Source organism: Saccharopolyspora indica, from assembly GCF_027853965.1.
Lineage (GTDB): Bacteria > Actinomycetota > Actinomycetes > Mycobacteriales > Pseudonocardiaceae > Saccharopolyspora > Saccharopolyspora indica.
The window spans coordinates 171937-198045 of sequence record NZ_JAQGLB010000001.1 but is presented as its reverse complement, the minus strand read 5'-3'; the positions used below and the strand labels follow the sequence as shown (position 1 = coordinate 198045).

General features: G+C 70.6%; 24 protein-coding genes. 9 read left to right on the top strand and 15 right to left on the bottom strand.

Going from position 1 to position 26109, the window contains the following annotated elements; all coding sequences use genetic code 11:
• Positions 1–4: 4 nt before the first annotated feature.
• Positions 5–940 (top strand): alpha/beta fold hydrolase, encoded by a 936-nt coding sequence (locus OU416_RS00925; protein WP_270924837.1) that lies wholly within the window; start codon positions 5–7, stop codon positions 938–940.
• A gap of 80 nt (positions 941–1020) precedes the next feature.
• Positions 1021–1815 carry an SDR family NAD(P)-dependent oxidoreductase gene (locus tag OU416_RS00920; protein ID WP_270924836.1) on the top strand — a complete coding sequence of 265 codons (795 nt, stop codon included), beginning with the start codon at positions 1021–1023 and terminating at the stop codon, positions 1813–1815.
• 36 nt (positions 1816–1851) lie between these two features.
• On the opposite strand, the gene OU416_RS00915 is transcribed toward OU416_RS00920, so the two are convergent.
• A complete protein-coding gene (locus OU416_RS00915) occupies positions 1852–3171 on the bottom strand; it encodes an MFS transporter (protein WP_270924835.1) in 1320 nt (439 codons plus the stop codon).
• A 123-nt stretch (positions 3172–3294) separates the two neighbouring features.
• Here OU416_RS00915 and OU416_RS00910 point away from each other — a divergent pair, with 123 nt between their 5' ends.
• On the top strand, positions 3295–4185 hold the full coding sequence (locus tag OU416_RS00910) for a LysR family transcriptional regulator (RefSeq protein WP_270924834.1): 891 nt from the start codon (positions 3295–3297) through the stop codon (positions 4183–4185).
• Between the two features lie 38 nt (positions 4186–4223).
• Here the strand turns inward: OU416_RS00910 and OU416_RS00905 are convergent, their stop codons facing one another.
• Complete coding sequence (locus OU416_RS00905; protein WP_270924833.1) at positions 4224–4688, bottom strand: MarR family winged helix-turn-helix transcriptional regulator; 465 nt, start codon at positions 4686–4688, stop codon at positions 4224–4226.
• Between the two features lie 171 nt (positions 4689–4859).
• Here OU416_RS00905 and OU416_RS00900 point away from each other — a divergent pair, with 171 nt between their 5' ends.
• The gene (locus tag OU416_RS00900; protein WP_270924832.1) at positions 4860–6062 is read left to right on the top strand and encodes an MFS transporter; all 1203 of its coding nucleotides are present in this window, start codon (positions 4860–4862) and stop codon (positions 6060–6062) included.
• 38 nt (positions 6063–6100) lie between these two features.
• Positions 6101–6919: an aldo/keto reductase gene (locus OU416_RS00895; RefSeq protein ID WP_270924831.1), complete on the top strand. Its 819-nt coding sequence runs from the start codon at positions 6101–6103 to the stop codon at positions 6917–6919.
• Between the two features lie 255 nt (positions 6920–7174).
• Here the strand turns inward: OU416_RS00895 and OU416_RS00890 are convergent, their stop codons facing one another.
• Positions 7175–7570 carry a LysR family substrate-binding domain-containing protein gene (locus OU416_RS00890; protein ID WP_333779612.1) on the bottom strand — a complete coding sequence of 132 codons (396 nt, stop codon included), beginning with the start codon at positions 7568–7570 and terminating at the stop codon, positions 7175–7177.
• 190 nt (positions 7571–7760) lie between these two features.
• On the opposite strand from OU416_RS00890, the gene OU416_RS00885 reads away from it, so the two are divergent.
• Both OU416_RS00885 and OU416_RS00880 read left to right on the top strand, forming a co-directional pair.
• Complete coding sequence (locus OU416_RS00885) at positions 7761–8771, top strand: aldo/keto reductase (protein ID WP_270924829.1); 1011 nt, start codon at positions 7761–7763, stop codon at positions 8769–8771.
• A 19-nt stretch (positions 8772–8790) separates the two neighbouring features.
• Positions 8791–9204, top strand: coding sequence for an SRPBCC family protein (locus OU416_RS00880; RefSeq protein ID WP_270924828.1), 414 nt, complete (start codon positions 8791–8793; stop codon positions 9202–9204).
• Positions 9205–9274: 70 nt separating this feature from the next.
• On the opposite strand, the gene OU416_RS00875 is transcribed toward OU416_RS00880, so the two are convergent.
• Positions 9275–9502, bottom strand: coding sequence for a DUF397 domain-containing protein (locus OU416_RS00875; protein WP_270924827.1), 228 nt, complete (start codon positions 9500–9502; stop codon positions 9275–9277).
• 16 nt (positions 9503–9518) lie between these two features.
• Positions 9519–10094 (bottom strand): DUF5753 domain-containing protein, encoded by a 576-nt coding sequence (locus OU416_RS00870; RefSeq protein WP_270924826.1) that lies wholly within the window; start codon positions 10092–10094, stop codon positions 9519–9521.
• A 112-nt stretch (positions 10095–10206) separates the two neighbouring features.
• On the opposite strand from OU416_RS00870, the gene OU416_RS00865 reads away from it, so the two are divergent.
• Positions 10207–10473 carry a hypothetical protein gene (locus OU416_RS00865; protein ID WP_270924825.1) on the top strand — a complete coding sequence of 89 codons (267 nt, stop codon included), beginning with the start codon at positions 10207–10209 and terminating at the stop codon, positions 10471–10473.
• 143 nt (positions 10474–10616) lie between these two features.
• Here OU416_RS00865 and OU416_RS00860 read toward each other — a convergent pair whose 3' ends face one another.
• The 10 genes from OU416_RS00860 to hisD form a co-directional block, all read right to left on the bottom strand.
• Entirely contained in the window at positions 10617–11714 is a 1098-nt protein-coding gene (locus tag OU416_RS00860) for an NAD(P)/FAD-dependent oxidoreductase (protein WP_270924824.1), read from the bottom strand.
• A 32-nt stretch (positions 11715–11746) separates the two neighbouring features.
• On the bottom strand, positions 11747–13225 hold the full coding sequence (locus OU416_RS00855; protein ID WP_270924823.1) for a peptide MFS transporter: 1479 nt from the start codon (positions 13223–13225) through the stop codon (positions 11747–11749).
• A 54-nt stretch (positions 13226–13279) separates the two neighbouring features.
• The gene (locus OU416_RS00850; RefSeq protein ID WP_270924822.1) at positions 13280–13903 is read right to left on the bottom strand and encodes a helix-turn-helix domain-containing protein; all 624 of its coding nucleotides are present in this window, start codon (positions 13901–13903) and stop codon (positions 13280–13282) included.
• A gap of 297 nt (positions 13904–14200) precedes the next feature.
• Positions 14201–15721 carry an alpha/beta hydrolase domain-containing protein gene (locus tag OU416_RS00845; RefSeq protein WP_270924821.1) on the bottom strand — a complete coding sequence of 507 codons (1521 nt, stop codon included), beginning with the start codon at positions 15719–15721 and terminating at the stop codon, positions 14201–14203.
• A gap of 80 nt (positions 15722–15801) precedes the next feature.
• The gene (locus OU416_RS00840; RefSeq protein ID WP_270924820.1) at positions 15802–16983 is read right to left on the bottom strand and encodes an MFS transporter; all 1182 of its coding nucleotides are present in this window, start codon (positions 16981–16983) and stop codon (positions 15802–15804) included.
• An 80-nt stretch (positions 16984–17063) separates the two neighbouring features.
• The gene (locus tag OU416_RS00835) at positions 17064–18728 is read right to left on the bottom strand and encodes a hydantoinase B/oxoprolinase family protein (protein WP_270924819.1); all 1665 of its coding nucleotides are present in this window, start codon (positions 18726–18728) and stop codon (positions 17064–17066) included.
• Complete coding sequence (locus OU416_RS00830) at positions 18725–20788, bottom strand: hydantoinase/oxoprolinase family protein (protein WP_270924818.1); 2064 nt, start codon at positions 20786–20788, stop codon at positions 18725–18727. Before OU416_RS00830 ends, OU416_RS00835 begins: the two co-directional genes overlap by 4 nt.
• A 109-nt stretch (positions 20789–20897) precedes the next feature.
• Positions 20898–22040, bottom strand: a complete 1143-nt coding sequence (gene solA, locus OU416_RS00825; RefSeq protein WP_270924817.1) for an N-methyl-L-tryptophan oxidase — start codon at positions 22038–22040, stop codon at positions 20898–20900.
• Positions 22041–22229: 189 nt separating this feature from the next.
• The gene (locus tag OU416_RS00820; protein ID WP_270924816.1) at positions 22230–23564 is read right to left on the bottom strand and encodes an MFS transporter; all 1335 of its coding nucleotides are present in this window, start codon (positions 23562–23564) and stop codon (positions 22230–22232) included.
• Positions 23565–23586: 22 nt separating this feature from the next.
• Complete coding sequence (gene hisD / locus OU416_RS00815; RefSeq protein WP_270924815.1) at positions 23587–24906, bottom strand: histidinol dehydrogenase; 1320 nt, start codon at positions 24904–24906, stop codon at positions 23587–23589.
• A gap of 111 nt (positions 24907–25017) precedes the next feature.
• Between hisD and OU416_RS00810 the strand changes: the two genes are divergently transcribed.
• Positions 25018–26019: a LacI family DNA-binding transcriptional regulator gene (locus OU416_RS00810; RefSeq protein ID WP_270924814.1), complete on the top strand. Its 1002-nt coding sequence runs from the start codon at positions 25018–25020 to the stop codon at positions 26017–26019.
• Positions 26020–26109: the final 90 nt, after the last annotated feature.

Here is a 26109-nt window from a genome sequence, read left to right as displayed (position 1 = left end):
AACCGTGAACGAGACGACCAAGCCCCGGCGCCGACTGCGGCGGATCACCGCGCTGACCGCAGGCGGGCTCGCTGCCCTGCTGGCGTGGAACTCGCTGTCAGTGCGCTCGGAGACGGCCGAAGCCGCCGGTGAGCACATCGTGCGCACCCCCGGCGGAGATCTCCACGTCGTGCAGGACGGCCCGCGGGATGCGCCCGCGGTGGTGCTCCTGCACGGCCTGGCCGCTTCGACGGCGTGGTGGGAACCGGTGCTGCCCGCGTTGCGGGACCTGCACGTGGTGCGGGTGGATCTGCTCGGGCACGGCAGTTCGGCCAAGCCGCGCGACGGCTACGGCATCGCGGACCAGGCGGCCCGGCTGGGCGCGGTGCTCGACAGGCTCGGGGTGCGCCGCGCGACCGTGGTCGGCCACTCCACCGGCGGCGCCGTCGCCACCTCGCTGGCCGCGCAGCGCCGCGACCTGGTGGCGGCGGTCGCGCTGGTCGACACCGGGCCGCGGGCGGAGGCGTTCCTCGGCGAGAGCTTCGCCGCCGACCTCATGACCACGCCGGTGGTCGGGGAACTGCTCTGGCGGCTGCGCACCGACGGCGTGCTCCGCGGCGCGCTGAGCACCGCGTTCACCCGCGAGGTCCAGGTCCCCGAACAGCTCGTCGCCGACGTCCGGGCCATGACCTATCGCAGCCTCACCGCGACCGACGCCGCAGTGGACGCCTTCCTGGCCGAACGGCCCGTCCCCGACCGGCTCGCCGGACTCGACCTGCCGGTCCTGGTGATCTTCGGCGCCCAGGACCGGCGGTGGCAGCCGTCCTCCGCGCAGGACTACCGGCGGATCCCCGGCGCCAGGATCGAGATCCTCGACGGCGTCGGCCACACGCCGATGTTCGAGAGCCCGGACATCACCGGCGGTCTCCTGCGCGACTTCGCCGGTTCCGCGCCGCGCTGAGATCGCCAGCGGCGGGCCCGGACCAGGAGGAGAATCGCCACGCCACCGGCCAAGGACTCTCCCGACAGGAAGGGCTGGGCATGCACATCGACCTCAGCGGGAAGACCGCTCTCGTCACCGGATCCTCGGCGGGGATCGGCTACTCGATCGCACGCGGACTCGCCGGCGCGGGCGCGGCGGTCGTCGTCAACGGCCGTTCGGAGAACACCGTCGGCGACTCCGTCGACCGCATCCGGCAGGACTTCCCGGATGCCGACGTCCGCCCTGCCGTGGCCGACGTGACCACCGAGGACGGCGCGCGCCTCGCGGTGGAGGCGGCGGGCGAAGTCGACGTCCTGGTCAACAACCTCGGGATCTTCGGCGCCACCCCGCCGCTGGAGATCACCGATGCCGACTGGTTGCGCTACTTCGAGGTCAACGTCCTCGCCGCGGTGCGGCTGACCCGCCTGCTGCTGCCCGCGATGACCGACCGCGGCTGGGGCCGCGTGCTCAACATCGCCAGCGACTCCGCGGTGGTCATCCCGGAGGAGATGATCCACTACGGCACGAGCAAGACCGCGCTGCTCGCGGCCTCCCGCGGTTTCGCGAAGGCCGCCGCGGGCACCGGGGTCACGGTGAACTCGGTCATCGCCGGGCCGACCCACACCGGCGGCGTGGAGGACTTCGTCTACCAGCTGGTCGACCGGTCCCTGCCCTGGGACCAGGCGCAGCGCGAGTTCATGCGCGCCAACCGGCCGCAGTCGCTCCTGCAGCGGCTGATCGAGCCGGAGGAGATCGCGAACATGGTCGTCTACCTCGCCTCGCCGCTCGCCTCGGCCACCACGGGCGGCGCGGTGCGCGTGGACGGCGGCTACGTCGACTCGATCCTGCCCTGACCGGCGTCCCCGGCCGGGCCGGGGACGCCGCACTCGTCAGAGGGCGAGGCGCAGCACCGCGGCGATGAGCGCCAGCACGCTCGCGCCCAGGAACACCGCGCCCGCCACCGACCACAGCTCCCGGGACCCGGTCCGCGGCACGCGCGCGATGCTCGCCACCCAGACCAGGCACAACGCGACCGCCAGCACCGCGCCGAGTGCGCACACCCCCGTCCACCCGGCTCGGGCGTGCACCACCGCGGCCAGGGCGGAACCGATCGCACCACCGGCGAAGTAGCAGGTCATGTACGCGGAGGTGATGCGCCCGCGCGCATCCGGGCGCAGCGCGTAGATCAGCGACTGGTTGGTGATGTGCACGCCCTGGTGCGCCAGGTCCAGCAGCACGATCCCGGCGATCAGCAGCACGAGGCTGTGCGCGCCCGGCAACAGCAGCCCCCAGGACGCGAGCAGCGCGACCGCGCTGGCGATCGTGGTGTGCGTCGTCAGCCCGCGGTCCGCCAGCCGCCCGGCCAGCTGAGCGGCGACCGCACCCGCGGCGCCGAACAGGCCGATCAACCCGATCTCGGCCTCCGACCAGCCATGGTCCGGCCCGGACAGCAGGAACGCGAGCGACGTCCACAGCACGCTGAAGCAGGCGAAGGCCAGCATCCCGATCGCCGCGCGCACCCGCAGGACCGGCTCCTCGACCAGCAGCCTGGCGGTGGAGCGCACCAGTCCCGGATAGCGCAGAGCCGCAGTTCCCCGGAGCTGCGGGAGCGCGCGGTGCAGGACCGCGGTCAGGACGAGCATGGCCAGCGCGGCGACCCCGTAGACCGTCCGCCAGCCCCCGGTGGTGGCCAGCGCCCCGGACGCGGCGCGGGCGAGCAGCATGCCCAGCACCAGACCCGTCATCACCGTTCCGACGATCCGGCCGCGCTGGTGCGGCGCGGCGAGGTCCGCGGCGAAGGGCACGAGGATCTGCGCCGTGACCGACAGCAGGCCGGTCAGCGCGGCACCGGCCAGCAGCAGGGCACCGTTCGGGGCGATCGCGGTCAGCGCCAGCGAACCCGACGTCGCCAGGGTCAGCCCGCACACCAGGCGGCGGCGTTCCAGCAGATCGCCCAGCGGCAGCAGGAACACCAGCCCCAGCGCGTAGCCGATCTGGGAGACGGTGACGATCAGCGATGCCGCGGTGGCGGACATGCCCAGATCACCGGCGACGGTGCCCAGCAGCGGCTGGGCGTAGTAGTTGCTCGCCACGCACAGCCCGACGGCTGCGGACAGGAGCAGGACCGTCCCCCGCCCCGGGCCGGTGCGCGGGCGGATCGCCGGTGCGACGTTCTGGAGCGGCGGCTGCTGAGCAGCGGAGGGAGCCACGGTTCTTCCTTCCGGGAGTGCGGATGGGTGGCGGATCCGGCCTGCCGCCGATGCTCTCCCCGTGCGCATCCATCGGTCCAACAGGTTGTTGCCATAGAACCGATCGGTCATCACGATGGATCGGTGGAACTCCGCCAGCTCACCTACGCCGTCGCGGTCGCCGAGACCGGCAGCTTCACCCGGGCCGCCCAGCGCTGCTTCGTCGTCCAGTCCGCGCTCAGCGAGCAGATCGCCCGGCTGGAGAAGGAGCTGGGAGTCCGGCTGTTCGAGCGCACCAGCCGCCGCGTCCAGATCACTCCGGCCGGCGAGGGGTTCCTCGGACCGGCGAGGGAAGCGCTGGCCGCCGCCGAGCGCGCCCGCAGCGAGGCGGTGGCCCGCAGCAGCGAGATCCGGGGCAGCCTGGTCATCGGCAGCATCGCGCCGCTCACCGCCGTGGACCTGCCCGGCCTGCTCGCCACCTACCGGGAGCGGCACCCGGCCGTCCGGGTGACCTTGCGCTCCTCCCTGGTCCGGGACCAGCTGCAGCAGGTCCGCGAACGCACCAGCGACATCGCCTTCGTCGACATCGGGCCGGGCGAGCTGCCCCGTGGATTCGCCGGGCGCGTGCTCAACCAGGACGAGCTCGTCGCCATCGTCCCGCGCGGCCACCGGCTGGCCGGCTCCGCGGAGGTCACGCCCGCTCAGCTGGCCGAGGAGGACATGGTCGACATGCCGCCGCGCTCGGGCATCCGGGGCCACAACGACGCCGCGTTCGCCGCGGCCGGAGTCACCCGGACCGTCGCCTTCGAGGCCGACACCACGGCGATGCTGGAGCAGCTCGTCGCGCGCGGACTCGGCCTGGGTGTGGTCTTCGCCGCGGTCGCAGCCCGGATGTCCACTGTGGATAGCGCCACGACGTCGGGGTTCGCATCCCGCACGGTCCAGGCGGTTTCGCTCGCGTCCGGGATCTCACCCGCCGCCCGGGCCTTCCTGGAGCTGCTGGACGAACAGCGACAACCGTCCGCACCGGGCTGAACCGCCGAAGACCGGCCGGAACACTCCGCGGAACGCAGTCAGCACCCGGATGCCTGCGCAGGCCGAGCCAGACCGTGGAGGGCATCGACCAGCGGGGCGAGCTCGGGAGTTCGGGACGCTTCGGCGAGCGCCGCCTCCAGCGCGGCGTCGTGGGCCGGGCGGGCTCGCTCCAGCAGGGCCCGGCCCGCGTCGGTGAGCTCGGTGTAGATCCCCCGGCGGTCGTCCTTGCAGAGGATGCGGGTCAGCAGCTCGCGGTCTTCCAGTCGGCTGACCAGCCGCGTCGTCGCACTGCCGCTGAGCGCCGTGGCGCGGGCGAGCTGCTGCATGCGCATGTGCCAGCCGTCCTGGCGACTGAGCGCGTCGAGCACCGCGTACTCCACGACCGAGAGGCCGTGCCCGGCTTGAAGCGCTTTCTCCAGAGCCGCGTCGAGCGCCCCGTGCAGCGCGGCGAGCGTGCGCCAGCCATGAGCGCGCACCTCGACCGCATCGTCGGCGAGTCCCACGAGGACCTCCTGTCGGTGGGCCTACCACACGGACATTACAAGCTTGCACGCCTATGAGGCGCATGCAACTATCTCGCACATCACACTACACCCACTTTGAAATATCAAGCGTGCGCAACTATTGTCGACGCCTGTAAGGCACATACGCAGTCCTACCGGAAAGGCCTCGACATGCCTCTCGCGCTCCTGGCTCTCGCCATCGGGGCCTTCGGGATCGGCACCACCGAGTTCGTGATCATGGGGGTGCTCCCGCAGGTCGCGGGTGAGTTCGGCGTCAGCATCCCCGCCGCGGGCTGGCTGGTGTCCGGCTACGCGCTCGGCGTCCTCGTCGGCGCACCGATCCTCACCGTCCTGGGCACCAAGGTGTCCCGCAAGAAGATGCTGCTGTTCCTGATGGGCGTCTTCATCGTGGGCAACGCGCTCTCGGCCGCCGCCCCCACCTTCGGTGTCATGCTCATCGGCCGCATCGTCGCCTCGTTCGCGCACGGCGCGTTCTTCGGCATCGGTTCCGTGGTCGCCGCCAGCCTGGTCGCGCCCGCGAAGAAGGCCTCGGCCATCTCGCTGATGTTCATGGGGCTGACCATCGCCAACATCATCGGCGTGCCCGGCGGCACCTACGTCGGACAGGCCTTCGGCTGGCGAGTCACCTTCGGCATCGTCGCACTGCTCGGCGTGGTCGGATTCCTGGGCGTCGCCGCGCTCATCCCGGAGCAGGGCAAGCCCGAGGCCGCCAACATCCGCACCGAGTTCGCCGCGTTCCGCAACGTGCAGGTCTGGCTCGCCATGGCGATGACCGTCCTGGGCTACGGCGGCGTGTTCGCCGCGATCACCTACATCGCACCGATGATGACCGATGTCGCCGGCTACTCCGAGGGCGGCGTGACCTGGCTGCTCGTGCTGTTCGGCATCGGGATGTTCCTGGGCAACCTGCTCGGCGGCAAGTTCGCCGACAAGGCCCTGATGCCCATGCTGTTCGTCGCGCTCGCGGCCCTGTCCGGCACCCTGCTGCTGTTCACGGTCACCGCGCACAGCCAGCTCCTGGCCGCGATCACCCTGCCCGCCATCGGCGCCCTGGGCTTCGCGACCGTGCCGCCGCTGCAGAAGTGGATCCTCGACCAGGCCTCCGCCGCACCGACCCTGGCCTCGGCGGCCAACATCGGTGCCTTCAACCTCGGCAACGCGCTGGCCGCCTGGCTCGGCGGCGTCGTGATCGCCGCCGGGTTCGGCTACACCTCGCCCAACTGGGTCGGGGCCATCCTCGCGGGCACCGCGCTGCTGCTGTCGTTCCTCGCGGCCTTCCTCGACCGCCGCACCCGGGCCACCACCGCCGTCCCGGCGTCCGAGCACGCTGAGCCGGTTGCCGCCCACCACTGACCCGATCCGCACCGAATCAACAGGAGTTCCAAGAGATCATGGTTCCCAACGTCACCCTCAACAACGGCGTCGAGATCCCGCAGCTCGGCTTCGGCGTCTTCCAGGTCCCGGACGCCGAGACCACCGCCGCCGTCACCACCGCCCTGCAGGCCGGTTACCGGTCCATCGACACCGCGGCGATCTACGGCAACGAGGCCGGCGTCGGCCGCGCCATCGCCGAGTCCGGGATCGCCCGCGACGAGCTGTTCATCACCACGAAGCTGTGGAACGCCGACCAGGGCTACGACTCGACCCTCGCGGCCTTCGACGGCAGCCTGGACAAGCTCGGGCTGGACCACGTGGACATGTACCTCATCCACTGGCCGACCCCGGCGCGCGACCTGTACCTGGACACCTGGAAGGCCATCGAGAAGCTGGTCGCCGACGGCCGCGTCCGCGCCGCCGGTGTGTCGAACTTCCAACCCGCGCACCTGCGCCGGCTGATCGACAACAGCTCGCTGGTCCCGGTGGTCAACCAGGTCGAGCTGCACCCCGGCCTCCAGCAGCGCGAGCTGCGCGCCGTGCACGCCGAGCACGGGATCGCCACCGAGGCCTGGAGCCCGCTGGCCCAGGGCGCGATGCTGCAGGAGAGCACGCTGACCGACATCGCGGAGCGGTACGGCAAGTCGCCCGCCCAGGTCGTCATCCGCTGGCACCTGCAGCTCGGGAACATCGTGATCCCGAAGTCGGTCACCCCGGCCCGCATCCAGCAGAACATCGACGTCTTCGACTTCACCCTGTCCGAGGACGAGATGACCGCCATCGCCGGTCTCGACCGGGGCCTGCGCACCGGCCCGGACCCCGACACCCTGAACTGACGCTCACCGCAGAGGTCGCACGGGCAGAGGTTCTCCACCCGTGCGACTTCCTTTCAGGTCAGGGCAGGGTGATTCGGTGGTGATAGCGGAGTGGGGTGGCGGCTGAGTTTGGTTTCACAGCGGCGGGTGGTCGCCTTGTGATCGAAAGGTCAACGATCACAATGCCTTCCGAACTCACCGCACTGGACCACCTCGTCCGGCCGCCCCGCTGCCGGGAGCGCCATCGACCAGGACGCCTTGAACCGTCCACAATGGCTATTCGGCGCTGCGCGTGCCGAGAACAGTGGCGCGGAACGAAGTCACCACCGGGCGCAGGTCGATGTGGTGCCAGGCGGCCCACAGCTGGACACAACCGTCGTGCCATGGGAGTTCGCGCACCTCGATGTCCTCCGCGGTCGCACTCGCCATGCTCTTCGGCACCAGCGCGAGCCCGAGCCCGGAGGCCACCAGCCCGAGCGCGGTCAGCGGTTCCGCGGCGTCGAGGCGGATGTCCGGCGTGAAACCCACTGCGGCGCAGGACGCGACGAAGGTGTCCCGCCAGGCGGGGTCCTGGGCGTTCTCGATCGCGATCCACGGCAGGCCGTCGAGGTCACCGGGCGCGATTTCCGCCTGGTCGGCGAGCGGATGCTTCGCGGGCACGGCCAGCAGCAACGGTTACGGCGACGAAGTAGCGGAGTTGCCGCAAGTCCAACATCTTAAGACCTCTGAAGACTCAACTACGTCCAAGCAAGTCTTGGACAGTCTCAAGTTTCGTTCCTAGCCTGGAACTTGTCAACCGGCGGACCGCGCACCGACAGGACGCGATTTCCCGCCACAGCAAGGAATTCGAGGGATCCACAGCATGGCCATCAAGTCCTACCTGCCCGGTGAGCTGGGCTTCGGCACCGCACCGCTGGGCAACATGTTCCGCGCCATCCCCGACGAGGAGGCGGCGGCCACCGTGGAGGCCGCCTGGAACAACGGCATCCGCTACTTCGACACCGCCCCGTTCTACGGTGCGGGCCTGGCCGAGATCCGGCTGGGCGAGGTGCTGGCCGACCACCCCCGCGACGACTACGTCCTGAGCACGAAGGTCGGCCGCATCATCCTCGACGAGATCGAGGACCCCGCCGCCCGCGACCTGGGCGAGAAGGGCGGCATCTTCGAGCACGGGCGTCCCAACAAGATCGCCAACGACTACTCGGCCGACGCCACGATGCGCTCCATCGAGGACAGCCTCAAGCGGCTGCGCACCGACCACCTCGACTTCGTGTGGGTGCACGACGTCGCGCAGGACTTCTACGGCGACGAGTGGGTGGCCGCCTACGAGTCCGCCCGCACCGGCGCGTTCCGCGTCCTGCAGAAGCTGCGCGACGAAGGCGTCATCAAGGGCTGGGGCCTGGGCGTGAACAAGGTCGAGCCGCTGGAGATGACGCTCGACCTCGACGAGCCGAAGCCCGACGGTTTCCTCCTCGCAGGCCGCTACACGCTGCTCGACCACGAGCGCGCCCTGCAGCGCCTGCTGCCCGCCGCCGAGGCCCAGAACGTCGACATCGTCGCCGGCGGTCCGTACAGCTCCGGCATCCTCGCGGGCGGCCAGCACTTCGAGTACCAGAAGGCCCCCGCCGCGATCATCGCCAAGGTCGAGCGCATCAAGGCGTTGGCCGAGCAGCACGGCGTGAGCATCAAGGCGGCGGCGCTGCAGTTCTCCCTCGCCCACCCCGCCGTCGCCGCGACCATCCCCGGCGCCACCCGCCCGAGCCGCATCGCCGAGGACGTCGCCGCGCACGCCGAGACCGTGCCCGCCGAGTTCTGGACAGCCCTGCGCGCCGAAGGCCTCATCGCGCAGCACGCGCCCGTCCCCCACGCCTGAACCTGATCAGGAGATCACCATGGCAACCACCACCGCGACCACCGACATCCCCGTCCCCGCCGACCGCATCTGGCAGCTCATCGGAGGCTTCGACGCGCTGCCCGACTGGCTGCCCTACGTCCCGGTGAGCGAGCCGAGCGAGGGCGGGCGCGTCCGCACCCTCACCAACGAGGACGGCGGCGTGATCGTCGAACGGCTCGAAGCCTTCGACAACGACGCCCGCACGTACACCTACTCCATCGTGCAGGCCCCGTTCCCCGTCACCGGCTACCGCTCCACGATCACCGTGCACGCGGTGTCCGACGAGCGGAGCCGAGTGGAGTGGTCCGGTACCTTCACCCCGGACGGAGCGACCGACGAGGAAGCGATCGCCCTGTTCCACGGCATCTACACCGACGGCCTGACCGCGCTGAAGAAAACCCTCGGCGCCTGACCCCGAGCGCGCGGATGCCCGCCTGCACGAGCAGGCGGGCATCGCCGGTTTCAGGACCGATCGACTGGCGTCAGCCGAGGTCGTCGAACTCCCCCGCCTTGACGCCCTGGAGCCAAGCCGAGCTCTCGGCACGGGTGAACAGAACGACGCCGTCCTCAGGCGTGTTGCTGTTGCGGATCGCGACACGACCATCCGGCAACGCAGCGGCCTCGACGCACTGGCCCCCACCGTTGCTGCCACCACCGGAGAAGCTGCTCTTGCGCCACTGAAACTCGGCTGAGCGGTTCACCTCTGCCATCGATGACCTCCGTCGTTCACCGGTGATTCTTCACCGCCTTGCTGATCGCGTCGAGGGAATCCGCACGGGAGAGAGCCAGCTCGGTGAGGATCCCGAAACGCAGCGTGCGGCTTCGAACCTGTTCGCGATCTTCGATGTAGAGGCTACCCGCCGGACCTTCCGTGTAGCCGATGTCCGGAATCGGATCCGGAAGGGTCAAGAGAGCGAACGGACCCTCCAATCCTGGGGTTCCCGGCACCTCCTCGGGAAGGATCTGGATCGTGACATTCGGGGATTCAGCCACGTCGAGAAGCTTGCGCAACTGGTCTCGCATGACCGAGGCCCGGCCGACTACCCGTTCCAGGATCGTCTGATCGAGGATGAAGTGCAGCTGGGGCGGATCGTCCTTGGCGAGGATCAGCTGTCGAACCATCCGGGCAGCAACTCGTCGTTCCACGTCATCCGGGGCGAACGTACCTGGATAGACGGCATGCATGACGGCGCGGGCGTAGTCGGCGGTTTGCAGGAGTCCGTGCACGAGCTGGGTCTGGAAGTCGCGCAGCGCGACCAGCCCGCCCTCGATGCTGAGCAGTTGCCGGACATCGTCGGGCAACTCGTTGTTGAAACGGGTCCACCAGCCTTGGTCGCGCGACGCTTCCGCGAGGTTTACGAGCTCGTCACGAACGGTCGGGTCGTTGACGCCATAGGCGTTGAGCAGCTGCTCGTTGCCGGAGCCGGAGTTCGCCGCGTTGGTGCAGGAGGAAGCCGACAGCTCGCCGCCGAGGGTGTTCGCGTTGGTGGAGGAGCACGGGGACCGCGTGGACTGCGGGATCTACGCCTGGGGCTTGGAGTTCGAACAGCGCGCGTCGGTCTTCGATCCCGACGGCACGCTCCGGGCGAGGTGCGCTTCGGCCGACGGAGCGCACGCCCTGTTCTCCCGGATCCGCAACGTGCGGCTTGTTTGGCCTTCCGAGGCCGCCCCGCGCCGCTGATCCGGCCGATCACCGCAGGCGATCACGGCAAGGTTGCGCGCTGAGCCGTGAGTGTTTCGGGGTGTTATAGCGCCCCAAAACACCCACGACACCACAGGATCAGCGACATCGCCAGCAGCGGGGTGAAACCGCGGGCCGAACCCTCAGCGCAGCGGGTCGTAGGGCGCCAGGTCGATCCCCGGATCGACCTGGCGGGCCAACCGCGCCGCGACCGAACCCGCGTACGGGCCCATCGTCAGCCCGGACGCTCCCAGCCCGTTGGCCACGACCAGCCCGGCGACCTGCGGAATCGCACCGAGCAAGGGTCGGATGTCGGGTCCCATCGGGCGGAACCCGATGCGCGTCTCCACGTGCGTGGCACCGGCCAGTCCGGGAGCCACCGACAGCGCTTCACCGAGCACTTCCGCCATCCCGGCGGCGGTCACCCGGTGGTCGAAACCGGCGTCGTCCTCGCGGGTCGCGCCGACCACGACCCGCGAGTCGTCGAAGGCCAGCAGGTAGTGCCGCGACCGCGGCAGCACGACCGGCCAGTTCGCGGTTTCCACTCCCGGCAGCCGCAGGTGCGTGATCTGCCCGCGCTGCGGCACGACCCGCACCTGGACGCCGATCGGTTCCAGCAGCTGCGGCGACCAGGCACCGGCCGCCGCGATCACGGCATCCGCCTCGATGAGCACGTCGTCGACCCGCACGCCGCGGACCGCGCTGTCGGCGACGATCGCGGCCGTGCCGTTGACGATCCGGGCGCCGCGCCGAACCGCGGCGCGGCGCATCGCATCGCGGACCAACCGCCCGTCCAGTCGCGCTGCTCCGGGGATGTGGATCGCCGCGCCGTCGTGCTCGAGTGGAGGGAAGAGCTCGCGGGCCCGGCGTGCGCTGATCAGCTCCACCTCGCCGGCCATCGGGGACTCCGCGGCGCGCCCGGCCACGCGCCGAAAGGCCTCCTCGGATTCGTCGTCGGTGACCAGTCGCAGCGACCCGACCCGGCGGTAGCCGAGCTCGACCTCCCCGTCAGCTGCCAACGCCGCCAGCAGTCCCCGGTAGTGCTCCGCCCCGGCGACCGCGAACCGGTACCAGTCCGGATCGTCCACTTGAGACGACCAGGGGCAGATGATCCCCGCACCGGCCGAGGTCGCACGGCCCGGGGTCAGCGAGTCCACCAGGACCACGTCCGCCCCGGCCCGCGCCAACTCGTAACCGGCTGCCGCACCGACGATGCCGCTCCCGATGACCGCCACTCTCATCTTCCGCTCCTCCTGGTTCGACCGATTTCCGCTCACCGCACACCACCCATGCGCCGCTGCACCCACGGTGTCATCAGGTGCATGACGACTCCGGCCGCCATCACCGCCGCGCCGACCCCGGCGAAGTAGCCGACTTCGGTCTCCGCGCGGTAGAACTGCACGAGCTGCGCGTTGATGCCTTCGGCCGCGGCGGAGGCCAGGAACCACAGGCTCATCATCTGCGCCAGGAAGGCCCGCGGGGCGAGCTTGGTGGTGGCCGACAACCCCACCGGCGACAGGCACATCGACCCGCAGATCACCACGAAGTAGCTCCCGACGAGCCACCACGGGCTGGCCGGCGCATCCACGCCGTGCAGCAGGCCGGGCCCGGCCATCAGCACGAACGATGCCCCGCCGAGCAGCAGGCCGATGGCGAACTTGCGCGGCGTCGCGGGTTGCCGGTCACCCAGCCTGATCCACAGCCAGGCGAAGGTCGGTGCCAGGACCAGGGTGGCGATCGGGTTCAGCGACTGGAACCACGACGACGGCACCGCGAACCCGAAGATCTCCAGGTCGGTTCGCGTGTCGGCGAACTGCGCCAGCACCGAGCCGGACTGCTCGTTGACGACCCAGTAGCACACCGCGCCGAGGAACAGCGGGATGTAGGCGATCAACCGGGACCGCTCCACCGCGTCGGTGTGCGGACTGCGCAGCATCATGATCAAATACGCGGCAGGCAGCAGCACTGCGAGCACCGACACGGCGTTGATCAGCGCCTGGACGGTCAGGGACCCGGTGGCTCCGAGAGCCACGATCGCCACCGCTGACACCGCGGCTCCCGCAGCTGCGCGCATCCCCACCTGGCGCCGCTCACCGGCGCGCAGCGGGTTCGTCGGCACGTCCCCGGCCTGGCCCAGCCTCCCCCGCCCCCGGACGTAGGCGACCAGTCCGACGGCCATGCCCACGGCCGCAAGACCGAAGCCGAGGTGGTAGCCGATCTGCTGCCCGAGCGTGCCCACCAGGTACGGTGCGAGGAAAGCACCCAGGTTGATGCCCATGTAGAAGAGGGAGAACCCGGCGTCGCGGCGGTTGTCGGTCGGCGAGTACAGCTCCCCCACCAGACTGGACACGTTCGGCTTCAGCAGCCCGGTGCCGACCACGATCAGAAACATCGACACGAGCAGCGCGGGCAACCCGCCGGGCACCGTCAGCACCAGGTGACCGCACATGATCAGCAGGCCGCCGAGCAGGACCGCGCGGCGCATGCCCAGCACCCGGTCGGCCAGCCAGCCGCCGACGATGCCGGACATGAACACCAGGGCACCGTAGATCGACACCAGCGCCGACGAGGTCGGCTTGTCCATCCCGAGCCCGCCGTCGGAGGTCCGGTCGTACAGGTAGTAGAGCAGGATCGCGGACATCCCGTAGTAGGAGAACCGCTCCCACATCTCCAGGAAGAACAGCGTGGCCAGACCGCGGGGGTGGCCGAAGAAGCCTCGGTCGTTCGGGGAAACCTTCGTCTGCTCGCTCATGGCCGCCTTTCGATGGATGGCGTGCACCGGCGGAAGGGGTGAGGCGAAGCGCGGTCAGCGCGTCGTGCCGTCGGGTCGCCGCAGCATCGGGCGGTCGACCGTCCAGAGGACCTCGGCGATGTCGGTGCCGCGGTTGTGGATGGCGTGCGGAATCCTGGACTTGAAGTGGACCGAGTCGCCCGCGGCGAGCACCGCGGCCTCGTCCGCCAGCAGGAACGTCAGCTCACCGCGCAGCACGTAGCAGAACTCCTCGCCGTCGTGCTGGGTGACCGGTGATGGCTCGGTGGTCGGGTGCACCTTGGTGACCAGCGCTTCGAGGTGCTGGTCGGGCAGGTCCGCGGTCAGCACGCGGTGCTCCCGCTCGCCCATCACCACCCGCGTGGCGTCCGGGTCGTCGTGCCGGGTGACCGAGTACTCGCGCCGGCTCCGGCGACCGGCCGTGCCCAGCAGCTCGACCGCGTCCACGTCCAGCGCGGTGGCCAGCGCGAACAACGAGGTCAGCGAGATCGAGTTGATGCCCCGCTCGGCCAGCGAGAGGAAGCCCGGAGACAAGCCGCAGCGTTCCGCCAGATCCCGCAGCGTCAGGCCGCGTTCGGCGCGGATCCGCTTGATCTCCGCCCCCACCAACCGGCTCGGACCATCGGCGGCCGGCTCGGCCGGACGAGCGCTGTCGACCACGGCTTCTGCCCTTCCGTTCGGGTAGCGATATTTAGTCACACCAAACAGAGGCAGTCAATGCTGAACAGCCGACTCGAGTGGAGCTTTCCAGAACCGCGACATCACCGGACAATCCGATGTGGACAGTGAAGTGCAGCTCGCGGAGGAACGCTCCGGCAGGCTGGACGCGGCCGGGGCGTCAGGCGAGGTCGTCGAACTCGCCTGACGCCCTCGATCCAGGCCGAGATCTCGCTGCCAGGCCGCAGGCACCGCCTCGGCGGAGCCTGCGGCGCCCTCTCGATCACCTTGCGGTTGTGGTCATGGGATCGGGAGCGGGTTGGGCGTGCCGACGCGCGATGCTTGCGCTTCGCGGACGGTTTCGGCGGCGTCGTGCTCGAGGATGAAGCCCTCGCGGAGGTTCCTGTTCGTCACATCGCGCACCGCCCGCACGTAGGCGTCGTGCGTCGGGTACAGCGAAGCGAGCTTCTCAGCGGTGAAAGGCTGGTGCGATCCGTAGAGACGGCAGAGTTCCTGCCCCGAGTTCTCGCCGGTGTTGGTCGCGGTCGGCGCGTCGACCTCGGCCAACCGGATGCCGCCGAACGGGAGCCCGTTCTCGTCGCGCGGGATCGCCACCCCGTCCGGCGCGGGCGTCGTCCGGATCGGCTGCGCGATGGGCGGCTGCTTGTCGTGGCGGACCCAGTTGACGAGGTGGTGGTATCCGGCGTTGAGCACGTTCTTGGTGTCGACGTGGCTCAGCGGCGGCCGGTCGCAGGTGAACGAGAACGGCTTCAGGCCGTCGCGCGCGACGCCCTGCATGCGGTTCATCATGAACCAGTAGTCGACGTGCGAATCACCCGCGATCTCCCAGGAGCGCAAGACCCCGGAATCCGCCTGCTGCGGCACCCGGTTCAAGAAGACCTCGGTCTCGGTGCTGATGCGCAGCAGCTTCGCGGGAATGTCGGTCCGGAACGGCCCGCCGCTGCCCACGAAGAGCATGAAGCCGTCGTAGACCTGGGCCAGCGGGTGGATCGAGTTGTAGTACAGCGCCAGCCGCGACGCCGACTGCGACTGCCCGACGGCCAGCACGGTGCCCGGCCGCAGCCCGCCGAGCACGGCGGGGTTGGTCCGAACGGCCTGTCCGGCCTGCGAGAAGATGTCGTAGGACAAGGAGTCGTCGGTGATCGTGCCACCCGCGGTGACGTCGAGCGTGCCGTAGCGGGTCGGGCTCCACGCGGTCAGGCCGTAGGGCTCCTGCTGGACGCCGACGCGTTGCGCCGACACGCCCACGTAGGCATAGCCCTCGCGGGTCAGGTAGTCGCGGGATTCCTGCCAGTGCACGTCGAGGTTGTAGCCCGAGGTCACGTTGACCCACTCGACGATCACGGTGCCGTTGAACTTCGCGGGGTCGTCCGGGCGCCGGACGATCATCCGGGTCTTGTACGGGTTGCCGGTGGACACCGCGACGCCGTCGGCCATCGGCGGTGTGTCGTAGCGCGTCGCCTCCCCCTCGAAGAAGTGCTCCTCCTCGACGTAGCCGCGCCCGGACAGGTCGAATCCCGGTTCCGCGGCCAACTGCGGGTAGTCGTGCGCGAGGTCGGTGCCGGGAGGCATCGCCACCGGCACCGGACCCGTGACGATCGGCGCCGCCACTCGCTTCGCCGCCGAGGCCGGATCGACCGCGGTCCGCGGCGCTTGCTCCGCTGTCGCGGCCGGATCAGCCGCGGTGGTGGACGATTCGGCTGCCGAGGCCGCTGTGGACAGAAGGGTGGCGGCGGTGAGGGCACCCAGCACCGCGACCGGGAGCGACCTGCGCTTGGCCGCGGGAAGGAATCTCTCCATCGAGCTCTCAATCCTCCGTGTGTCGAGTTCGCACCGGACAGGTGGTGCCCGGCGATCTCCCTCCTGCTCCGGCGAAGCCCCTAGTCGAGCACCCGGCCCTTGGTCTCCGGGAGCAGCCAGATGAACAGGACCGTCAGCACCGTGCAGACCAGCAGGACCGCGACGATGGCGCTGCCCAGCCCGATGCCGTCCGATGCCCAGCCGATCAGGGCCGGGCTGAACGCCGCGACACCGCGGCCGACGTTGTAGGTGATGCCCGCCCCGGTCCCGCGCACCCGCGCCGGGAACAATTCGGTGAACAAGGCTCCCTTGCCCGATGCTTGAGCCGAGACGAAGAACCCGACCACAGCCGCGAGCAGCAGGTCGTACCAGAGCGCCTGGACCGGAACGGCCATGAACAGGAAGCCGAAAACCGCTGTACCCGAGTAGAAGAGCGTGAACGCCCAGCGTCGTCCGATCCGGTCGTGCACGTGCCCGCCGAGCACGTAGCCGAGCCAGTTGCCGACGATCATGAACCAGATGTAGAGCGCGGTGCCGCTCACGCTCAGACCGCGTTCTTCCTTCAGGTAGAGCGGGATCCAGGTCTGCAGGGCGTAGGTGCTGGCCAGACCGGTGGCGCCGAAGAGGGTGCCCAGCACGGTGTACCTGCGCAGTCCCGGGGCGAACAGCTCGGCGAACGCACCCTTCTGCCGCGGTTCGCGCCGCACCCGGACGGTCGGCACGTCGCGCAAGTTCCGGCGGATCAGCAGGGCCACCACCGCGGGCAGGATGCCGACGGCGAACATCACCCGCCAGGCGACGGTTTCGGGCAGCCACGCGTGGCTGAGCACGTAGGCGAGGTTGGCCGCGCCCCAGCCGACCGCCCACGCCGACTGGATCCAGGCCAACGCCCGGCCCCGGCGCTCCGGCGCGGCGTACTCGGCCATCAGCGCCGCGCCCACCGGCCACTCGGCACCGAAGAAGAACCCTTCGAGCGTGCGCCAGATCAGCAGTTGCTCGAAGTTCTGCGCGGTCGCGGTCAGTCCGGTGAACAGGGCGTAGGCGCTGATCACCAGCACGAGCACCTGGACCCGGCCGAACCGGTCGGCCAGGCGTCCGCCGACCACGCCGCCCACCGCCGAGGCGATGAGCGCGCTGGAGGTGGCCAGGCCGCCCTGAGCGGTGGTCAGGCCGAGCGTGGCGATGATGCCGCCGAGCGCCAGCGGGAACATCTGGTTGGTGAAGCCGTCCAGGCCCCAGCCCGACCAGGTCGCCCAGGTCACCCTGCGGACCAGTGATCTGTGCGGTGGAGCGGAAACGGTCGATGTCGTCGTCATTCCTGCACTCCAATCAGTGCCGGGAGTCAGTCGGCCGAGGTGAATCCGTGGTGCTCGCGTGCTGCTCGTTCGGTGATGCGGCCGTTGCGCAGGTCCTCCCGGACCTGCTCGGGCGAGCGCTGCGCGGGGTCGCCGAAGCCACCGCTGCCCGGGCTCTCCACCCGCAGCACGTCGCCTTCGCGCAGCTGCACACCGGAGATCCGGCCGCCCGGAAGCCGCCGCTCGTCGGCGCGGCCGGGGTTGATGACGAACTGTCCGGGACTGCCGTCCTGGCCACCGCGCAAGCCCCACGGGCGGGACGCCTGCCGGTCGGCGTGCGCGGAGAACTCGGCGTGGTCGCAGCGGATTCGCACGTCCCGGCGCACGCCGAGGCCGCCGCGGTGGGTGCCCGCGCCGCCGGAGTCGGGGATCAGCTCGTAGGTGTCGACCAGCAGCGGGTACTCCTGCTCCAGCGCTTCGATGGGCAGGTTCGAGGAGTTGGTGATGTGCACCTGGACGGCGTCCATGCCGTCCTTGCCGGTCCGGGCACCGCCACCGCCGGCCACCACCTCCGGGTAGACGAAGAACTCCCCGTCGTGCTCCCCGGAGAACGTCACGTACGTGACGGTGCTGTGGCTGGCCGCGGGCACCCGTTCCGGTACCGCCTCGGCCAGCGCGCCGAGCACGACGTCGGCGACCCGCTGGCAGGTGTCGGTGCGGGCGGTGACCGGCGCGGGCTCGACCGGGTTGACGATGCTGCCGTGCGGCGCGCTGATCTCGACGGCGTCGAAGAACCCGCCGTTGGGCGGGATACCCGGGTCCAGCACCGCCTTCAACGCGTAGTAGACGGTGGCTTCCAGCGCCGGGCGCACCACGTTGATGCCGACCGGGCTCTGCGGGCCGGTGCCGGTGAAGTCCAGCGCCACCCGGTCGCCGGTGACGGTGACGGCCACCACGATCTCGGTGGCGGGTCCGTCGCCGGGGTCCATGCGGTCGCGGAACCGGTAGGTGCCGTCCGGGACCGCGCGCAGCGCCGCCGACAGCCGCTTCCGGGAGTGCTCCAGCAGGTGCGCGGTGGCAGCGCGGACGGTCTCGCGGCCGTGGCGCTGGTGCACCTCGCGCAGCTGCCGCTCCCCGATCTCCACCGAGGCGAGCTGGGCGAGCATGTCACCCCGCCGTTCCTGGGGCAGTCGCGAGTTGAGCTCGACGAACGCCAGCGGTGCCCGCTCGACCCCGGCGGCGGTGGCGAACTTGACCAGCGGGATCCGCAGTCCCTCCTGGAACAGCGAGTTCGAGTCACCGGCGTTGCTGCCCGGCACCCGGCCGCCGATGTCGGAGTGGTGCGCGATGTTGGCGCTGTAGCCGATGAGCTCGCCGGCGTCGAAGACCGGCTTGACCATCGTGATGTCCGGCAGGTGGGTGCCGCCGCCGTGGTAGGGGTCATTGGTGATGAACACGTCCCCGGGCCGCACGGGCAGCGCGGCGGCTTCCAGCGAGTCGATCAGGCCGGTCATCGATCCCATGTGGATCGGCATGTTCTCGGCCTGGGCGACCAGCTTGCCGTGTTCGTCGAACAGCGCGGTGGAGCAGTCCGAGCGTTCCTTGATGTTGGTCGAGTAGCTGGCCCGGCGCAGCACCGCGCCCATCTCCTCCGCGATGGTCACCAGGGACGCGCCGATGACCTGCACGGTGATCGTGTCGGGAGTGTTCAACGCTGCTCCAGTTCGATGACGAGGTTGCCGCAGCGGTCGACGCGCGCGGTGGAGGCCGGGGTGAGGACCGTGGTCGTGTCGAGCTGTTCGACGATGGCCGGGCCGGGCAGCACCGTGCCCGCGCGCAGGACCGACCTGTCGTAGACGGGGGTGTCGATCTCGCCGGTCTCGTCGAAGTCCACCGGTCGGTACCCGAGCAGCGCACCGGCGGGGTCGGTTCCCTCCCCGATGGCGGGCAGTTCGGGTCTGTCCGCCACCGCCGTCGGGGTCAGCTGCACCTCCACGATCTGCACCCGGGCGTCGCGGTGGGCGAATCCGTAGCTCTTGGCGTGCTGGTCGTGGAAGGCGGCGACGAGCTCGGCGAGCGCGGCGGCGTCGAACCGCGCCGCGTCGATCACCTGCTGCGGCAGCGGCACGGGCAGTTCGAAGTTCTGCCGGGCGTAGCGCATTCTGGCCACGCCGGTGATGGCGGTGTCCGCATCGGAGGGTGCTTCGGCGGCCAGCCAGTCCTGAGCCGCGCCGTGCACCTCGTGCAGCGCTTCGTTGAGCTTGTCGAGGTCGCTGGCAGCTGCGTCGGCCAGCATCGCTCTGGCGAACTCGGTGCGGATGTCGGTGACGAGCAGGCCGAGCGCGCACAGCGTTCCCGGGTTCGGCGGCACGAGCACGGTGCTCATGCCGACCTCGCGCGCGACCTCGACGGCGTGCAGCGGTCCTGCGCCGCCGAAGGCGACCAGCACGTAGCCGCGCGGGTCCTCGCCCGCCTCCACCGAGACCTTGCGCACCGCACCGGCCATGTTGACCGCCGCGATCCGGCCGATGCCGCGCGCGGCCACCGTCCGGTCGACGCCCATCGCGGCGGCGATGCCCTCGACCGCCCGCATCGCCGCCTGGTGGTCGACGGCGAGGGCACCGCCGAGGATGTGCTCCGGGTTCAACCGTCCACGCAGGACGTTGGCGTCGGTGACGGTGGGTTCGGTCCCGCCGCGCCCGTAGGCGGCGGGACCGGGCTGGGACCCGGCGCTGCTGGGGCCGACTTCCAGCGCCCCGCCGGTGTCGACCCGGGCGATGCTGCCGCCACCGGCGCCGACGGTGTGGATGTCCAGCGACGGGGTGCGCACCGGCCGGTCGTTGATGCGGCGCTGCGCGGACACCAGCGCGCGGCCGTCGCGCACCAGGCAGACGTCGGTGCTGGTCCCGCCCATGTCGAAGGTGATCAGGTTCTCGAAGCCCGCCTGCCCGGCGACCTGCGACGCGGCGACCACGCCTGCCGACGGCCCGGACAGCAGCGTCGTGACCGGGTAGCGGCCGACCGACTCCAACGACATCATGCCGCCGCTGGAACCGATCACCTTCGGCTCGACCGGCACCCCGGTGGACCGGATGCGCTCGGCCAGCCGCGACATGTAGCGGTTGATCCTCGGCCCGACGTAGGCGTTGACCACGGTGGTGGAGAACCGCTCGAACTCGCGGAACACCGGTGCGATCTCGGCGGAGGCGCAGACGTAGACCGAGGGCAGCGCCGCGCGCAGCCGTTCGGCGACTTCCAGCTCGTGGTGGGCGTTGCGGTAGCTGTGCAGGAAGCACACCGCGACGGCCTCGGGTTCGTCGGCGCGCACCCGGTCGATCACCGCCGCGAGGTCGTCGGCGTCGAGCGGTTCGAGCACCTTGCCCTCGGCCGACATCCGCTCGACCACCGGGTGCACTTGGGACCGCGGCACCAGCGGCGGCGCCTTGTCGGCGTCCATGTCGTAGAGGCTGGGGCGTTGCTGGCGGCCGATCTCCAGGACGTCCCGCAAGCCCGCGGTGGTCACCAGCGCGGTGCGGGCGCCGTTGGATTCCAGCACGGTGTTCGTGGCCACAGTGGTGCCGTGGCCGAGGTAGCCGACTTCGGCGGCGTCGGCGCCGGCCAGGCGCAGCACCGCGCGGACGCCGTCGGCGACGGCGACCGACTGGTCGTCGGTGGTGGAGGGCAGCTTGTGGATGTGGAACCGGCCGGTGGCCGTGTCCAGCGCGGTCACGTCGGTGAACGTGCCGCCGACGTCGATACCGATGCGGAGCATGGCATTCCTCGAGGGTCGGTCGAGCGAGCGGCACCAGCCGCTCGACGAGGGGTGGCCGAGGTGGCGCTGCCCCACCGCTACGCGGACGGGGAGGAGCACCGATCCGGCTCTAGCGGAGGCGGGACAGCGACAGGTGGTCGATCGGCACGTCGGTGCGGCCGGTGCGGAGCAGCTCGGCGGCCGCCCTGGCGAACACCGGCGCCAGCTTGAAGCCGTGACCGGAGAAGCCGCCCATCACCAGCACGTTCGGCCGGTGCGGGTCGCGGCCGATGATGCCGTGGTTGTCGGCGGTGTAGCCCTCCATGAAGGTCCGCACCTCGGCGGGGCGCGGCGGCAGCCCGGGCAGGCAGCGCGACACCGCCGCGGACACCCTGGCGACGTAGTCCGGTGCCACCACCGGGTCCAGCAGGTCCGGGTCGTCCACGATGGACTTCGGCACGTGCAGGTTGATCTTGACGCCGCCGCCGACGTCGGGGAAGAAGGAGAAGGTGTTCTCCCCTCCGCTGCGCCGGATCCCCACCGGGAAGCGCTCGGGATCCCAGTTCTCCGCGGTCTCGAACCAGCACAGCACCGCGCGCCGGATCTCGATGTCGCGGGCGAGCACCGGCACGCTGCGGGTGATCCACGGCCCGGTGCACACGACCGCCTGGTCGAACTTCTCGACCTGGATCTCCGAGCCGCGGCGGAAGTGCACGGCGACGCCGTTGCCGTCGTCGACGACGTCCTCGACGGTGGTGCCGGTGTAGAGCCTCGCTCCGGCTTTCTCCGCGAGGAGGGTCGTTTCGACGATCGCGCGCTGCGGGTGCAGCAGGCCGCCTTGGCGGTCGAGCAGCACCACGTCGTCGGGGAAGAGCCGGTGTTGCGGGAACCGGCGGGCGGCCTCTCGGTGGTCGAGCCGTTCGACGTCGAGACCCCACCGCTCGGTCACGTCGGCCACGGTGCGCACGTCGGGGTCCTCGGCCGACCCGATGGTCATCGCGCCGCAGGGTTCGAGCATCGGTACACCCGCGCGGGCGCTGAGTTCCTGCCACGCCGAGCGCGCTTCGCGCAGCAGCGGGACGTAGTTGCCGCCTTCCTTGTAGGCGACGCGGAAGATGCGCGTCTCACCGCCGGCCGCGCCGCGTTGGTGGCCGATGTCGAACTGCTCGAAGCCGGTCACCGCGAGGCCGTCGGCGGCGAGCCGGTGCAGCAGCTGGCTGCCCATCGTGCCCACTCCGATGACTGCGACGCTCGACTGCTGAACTGGTTTCATCACGGTCTCCGCAGGAGGTCGGGGAGCAGTGGCTCCAACAGTTCAGAAACGTAGCATTCACTTCACATAGGCACAATGGACAACGTAAATACTTCATATCAGGGGTGCGGCCGAAGGGAGCGCCTTCCGGCGAGCACGGGCCCGTGAGTGTTTCGGGGTGCTATAGCGCCCCGAAACGCTCACGGAACCTCACGCCTCGACTTGCCGCTCCGGCGCGTTCCTGGTCGGGAAGAGGCTGCGGCGGAAGGTTTCCGGAGCAGCGAACATCGAGGCGGCCGCGATGAGCGCCCCTGCCGCGACCAGCGCCGCCACGCTCCACGAAGCCCCGCCGGACCACAGGATCAGCGATGTCGCCAGCAGCGGGGTGAAGCCACCCAGCAGCACGCTTCCCATCTGGTAGCCGATGGACACCCCGCTGTACCGCACGCGCGGCTCGAACAGCTCGGCGTAGAACGCAGCGATGGGCGCGAAGACCGCTCCGTGCGGCACCGCGAGCGCGATGGCCAGGGCCAGCGCGATCAACGCCGGGGACCTGGTGTCGACCAGCCAGAAGAACGGCCACGCGTAAGCGGCCATGAACAGCGCACCGCCGATGAACACCGGTCGGCGGCCGAGGCGGTCCGACAACGCACCCCACAGCGGCAGCGCGGCGATGTTCAACGCGGCCGCGAGCATCACCCCGGTCAGCCCGGCCTGGCGCGGCAGGTCGAGCTGCTGGGTGATGTAGGTGAGGATGAAGACGGTGAACACGTAGTAGTTCCCGCCTTCGGCGAAGCGGACCCCGATCGCGATCAGGATCTGCTTCGGGTGCGTGCGCAGCACCTCGACCAGCGGCCGGCGCGACGGTCCGCCGGATTCGGTTGCCGCCACGAAGGATTCGGACTCGGTGATCCGGAACCGGATGTACAGGCCCACCAGGGCCAGCAGGATGCTCACCAGGAACGGGATCCGCCACCCCCAGCTGATCAGCTGCGGTTCGGGCAGCAGCGAGACGACGCTGAAGACGCCGGTGCCCAGCAGGAGCCCGGCCGACACGCCGGTTTGCGGCCAAGCGCCGTAGCGCCCGCGCTTGCCCTCCGGCGCGTGCTCGACGGCCATCAGCACCGCCCCGCCCCACTCGCCGCCGACCGCGAAGCCCTGGACCAGCCGCAGCAGCACCAGCAGCGCCGGGGCCGCGATGCCGATCTGCTGATAGGTGGGCAGCAGGCCGATGAGCGTGGTGGCCCCGCCCATCAACGTCAGGGTCATCACCAAGGTCGCCTTGCGGCCGAGCCGGTCACCGTAGTGGCCGGCCACGAACCCGCCGAGCGGGCGGGCGATGAACCCGGCCGCGAAGGTCCCGAACGCGGCCAGCGTGCCCGCCGCCGGGCTGATGTTGCTGAAGAACAGCTGGTTGAAGATCAGCGCGGCAGCGGTGCCGTAGATGGTGAAGTCGTACCACTCGATGACGCTGCCGATGGTGCTGGACGTCAGCGTTCTCGACGCCGACGGGGCCCCGGCACGCGCCGTTGCGTTGGAGGACATGTGCGCCTTTCGGGCTGGCTGGTCAGGAGCGGGCGAACGCGTCGGGCGCCCAGGGAAGTTGCGCGCCGCCGAACTTGGCGGCCCGGACGTCGCCGGAGCGGGCGTGGCCCTCGAACAGCTCGACGCGGGCCGCGCGTCCGCACACCTCGCCGAGCTTCGCGCTGGAGGCCGGGTCGGTGACTTCCTGGTAGGTCACGGTCTTGAGGTACTTGCCGACCCAGAGCCCGCCGGTGTAGCGGGCGGCGCCGCGGGTGGGCAGCACGTGGTTGGTGCCGATGACCTTGTCCCCGTAGGACACGCAGGTCCCCTCGCCCAGGAACAGCGCACCGTAGTTGCGCATCTTCGCGAGCGCCTCGCGCGGCTGCGCGGTCAGGATCTGGACGTGCTCGCTGGCGTAGGTGTCGGCGAGTTCGTAAGCGGCGTCGAGGCTTTCGACGACGTGGACCTCGCCGTGATCGCGCCAGGCGGGCTCGGCGTTGTCCCGGGTGGGCATCTCCGGCAGCAGGCCGTCGACGTGCTCGACGACCGAGCGGCCCAGCTCCTCCGAGGTGGTGATCAGCACCGCGGGCGAGTCCGGGCCGTGCTCGGCCTGGCTGAGCAGGTCCACCGCCACGACGAAGGGGTCGGCGGTCTCGTCGGCCACGATCAGGACCTCGGTGGGGCCGGCGAACAGGTCGATGCCGATCTCCCCGAACAGCTGCCGCTTGGCCTCGGCGACGAAGGCGTTGCCGGGACCGGCCAGCATGTCCACCGGCGCGATGGTCTCGGTGCCCAGCGCCATGCTCACCACCGCCTGAACGCCGCCGAGCAGGTAGATCTCGTCGGCGCCTGCCAGGTGCATGGCCGCCACGGTCGCGTCCGGCACCGCACCGCGGATCGGCGGCGTGCAGGCCACCACGCGCGGCACCCCGGCGGTCTTGGCCGTCAGGATCGTCATGTGCGCCGAGGCCAGCAGCGGGTAGCGACCGCCCGGCACGTACGCACCTGCCGCGGCGACCGGGATGTGCTTCTGCCCCAGGTGGACGCCGGGCAGGGTCTCCACCTCGAACTCCTGCATCGACGCCAGCTGCCGCTCGGCGAAGGACCGGACCTGCTGCTGGACGAACTCGATGTCGGCGATCACCTGCCGCGGAACCCGCGAGACGATCTCCTCGATCTGCGCGGCCGACAGCCGGAACGACTCGGGCTGCCAGTTGTCGAACTTCGCCGAGTACTCGCGAACCGCCTGGTCGCCGCGGGCGCGGATGTCGGCGACGATCGCCTCGACCTTCTCCTGCACGTCGGGCAACGAGGTCGTGGTCGCCGCCGAGCTGGTGGCCGGGGCCTTGAGCGCGAAAGCCATGGCTGTCGTGATCCCTTCGGATGTTTACGTACACATCGCACTGTAGGCCGATAGGGTGTTTACGTAAACCCGCAGTTCGGACTCCCTCGATCCAGGCCCTGGAGGTAATCGATGGTCACCAGCCGGGACGTGGCGCAGCTGGCCGGCGTTTCGCAGATGACGGTGTCCCGGGTCCTGCAGGGCAGCGACAAGGTCGCCCCGGAGACCCGGCAACGCGTCCTGACCGCGATGGAGCAAGCCGGTTACCGGCCGCACGCCGCGGCGCGGACCATGCGCACCCGGCGCACCTCGACCATCGGCGTCGTGGTCGCCGACATCACCAACCCGTTCTACCCGCAACTGCTGGAAGCGGTCGGCCAAGCTCTGGACGCGGCCGGCCAGCGGATGGTGCTGTGGAACGCGCCCGACCCCGGCGGGGAGAGCGCCCTGCGCGCCCTGGACGAAGGCACCGTCGACGGCCTGATCTTCACCACCGTCACCGAGGGCTCCGAGCGGCTCGCTGGCGCGCTCCGGCGGGGAGATCCGATCGTGCTGCTGCACCGCGGGCTGGATTCGCTGGACTGCGACCAGGTCACCACCGACAACCTCGCCGGCGGCCGGGCGGTCGCCGACTACCTGGTCGCCACCGGGCACACCCGGATCGGCTTCCTGCGCGGTCCCGAGCTGCCGAGCACGTCCCGGCACCGGGAGCGCGGATTCCGCGACCGACTGGCCGAACTCGGCCGGCCGCTGGAGGCGGAGCTCACCGCCGACGGCGGCTTCGCCCACGACCTCGCCAGGTCGGGGATGCGCGAACTGCTCTCCAGGGAGAACCCGCCCACCGCCGTCTTCTGCGCCAACGACCTGACCGCGCTGGGCGCGGTCGACGGCGCCGTGTCCCTGAACCGGCGCGTTCCCGAGGACGTGTGGGTGATCGGGTACGACGACATCGCGATGACCTCGTGGGACTCCTACGACATCACCACGGTCCGGCAGCCCATCGCGGAGATGGCGCGCACCGCGGTGCACCTGCTGCTGGAGCGGGTCAACGACCGCTCGTTGCCGCCCAGGAAGCAGCAGTTCCCCAGCGAACTCGTCGTCCGCGGCTCCACCGCGCGCACCGCGGCGCGGTGACCGCGGACCACCGGATCGGCCCGGCGACGGGCATTCCGGTGCGCCGAGTCCCGGACGAACGAGGGCACGAGCCGGGCGGAGGCACAATGG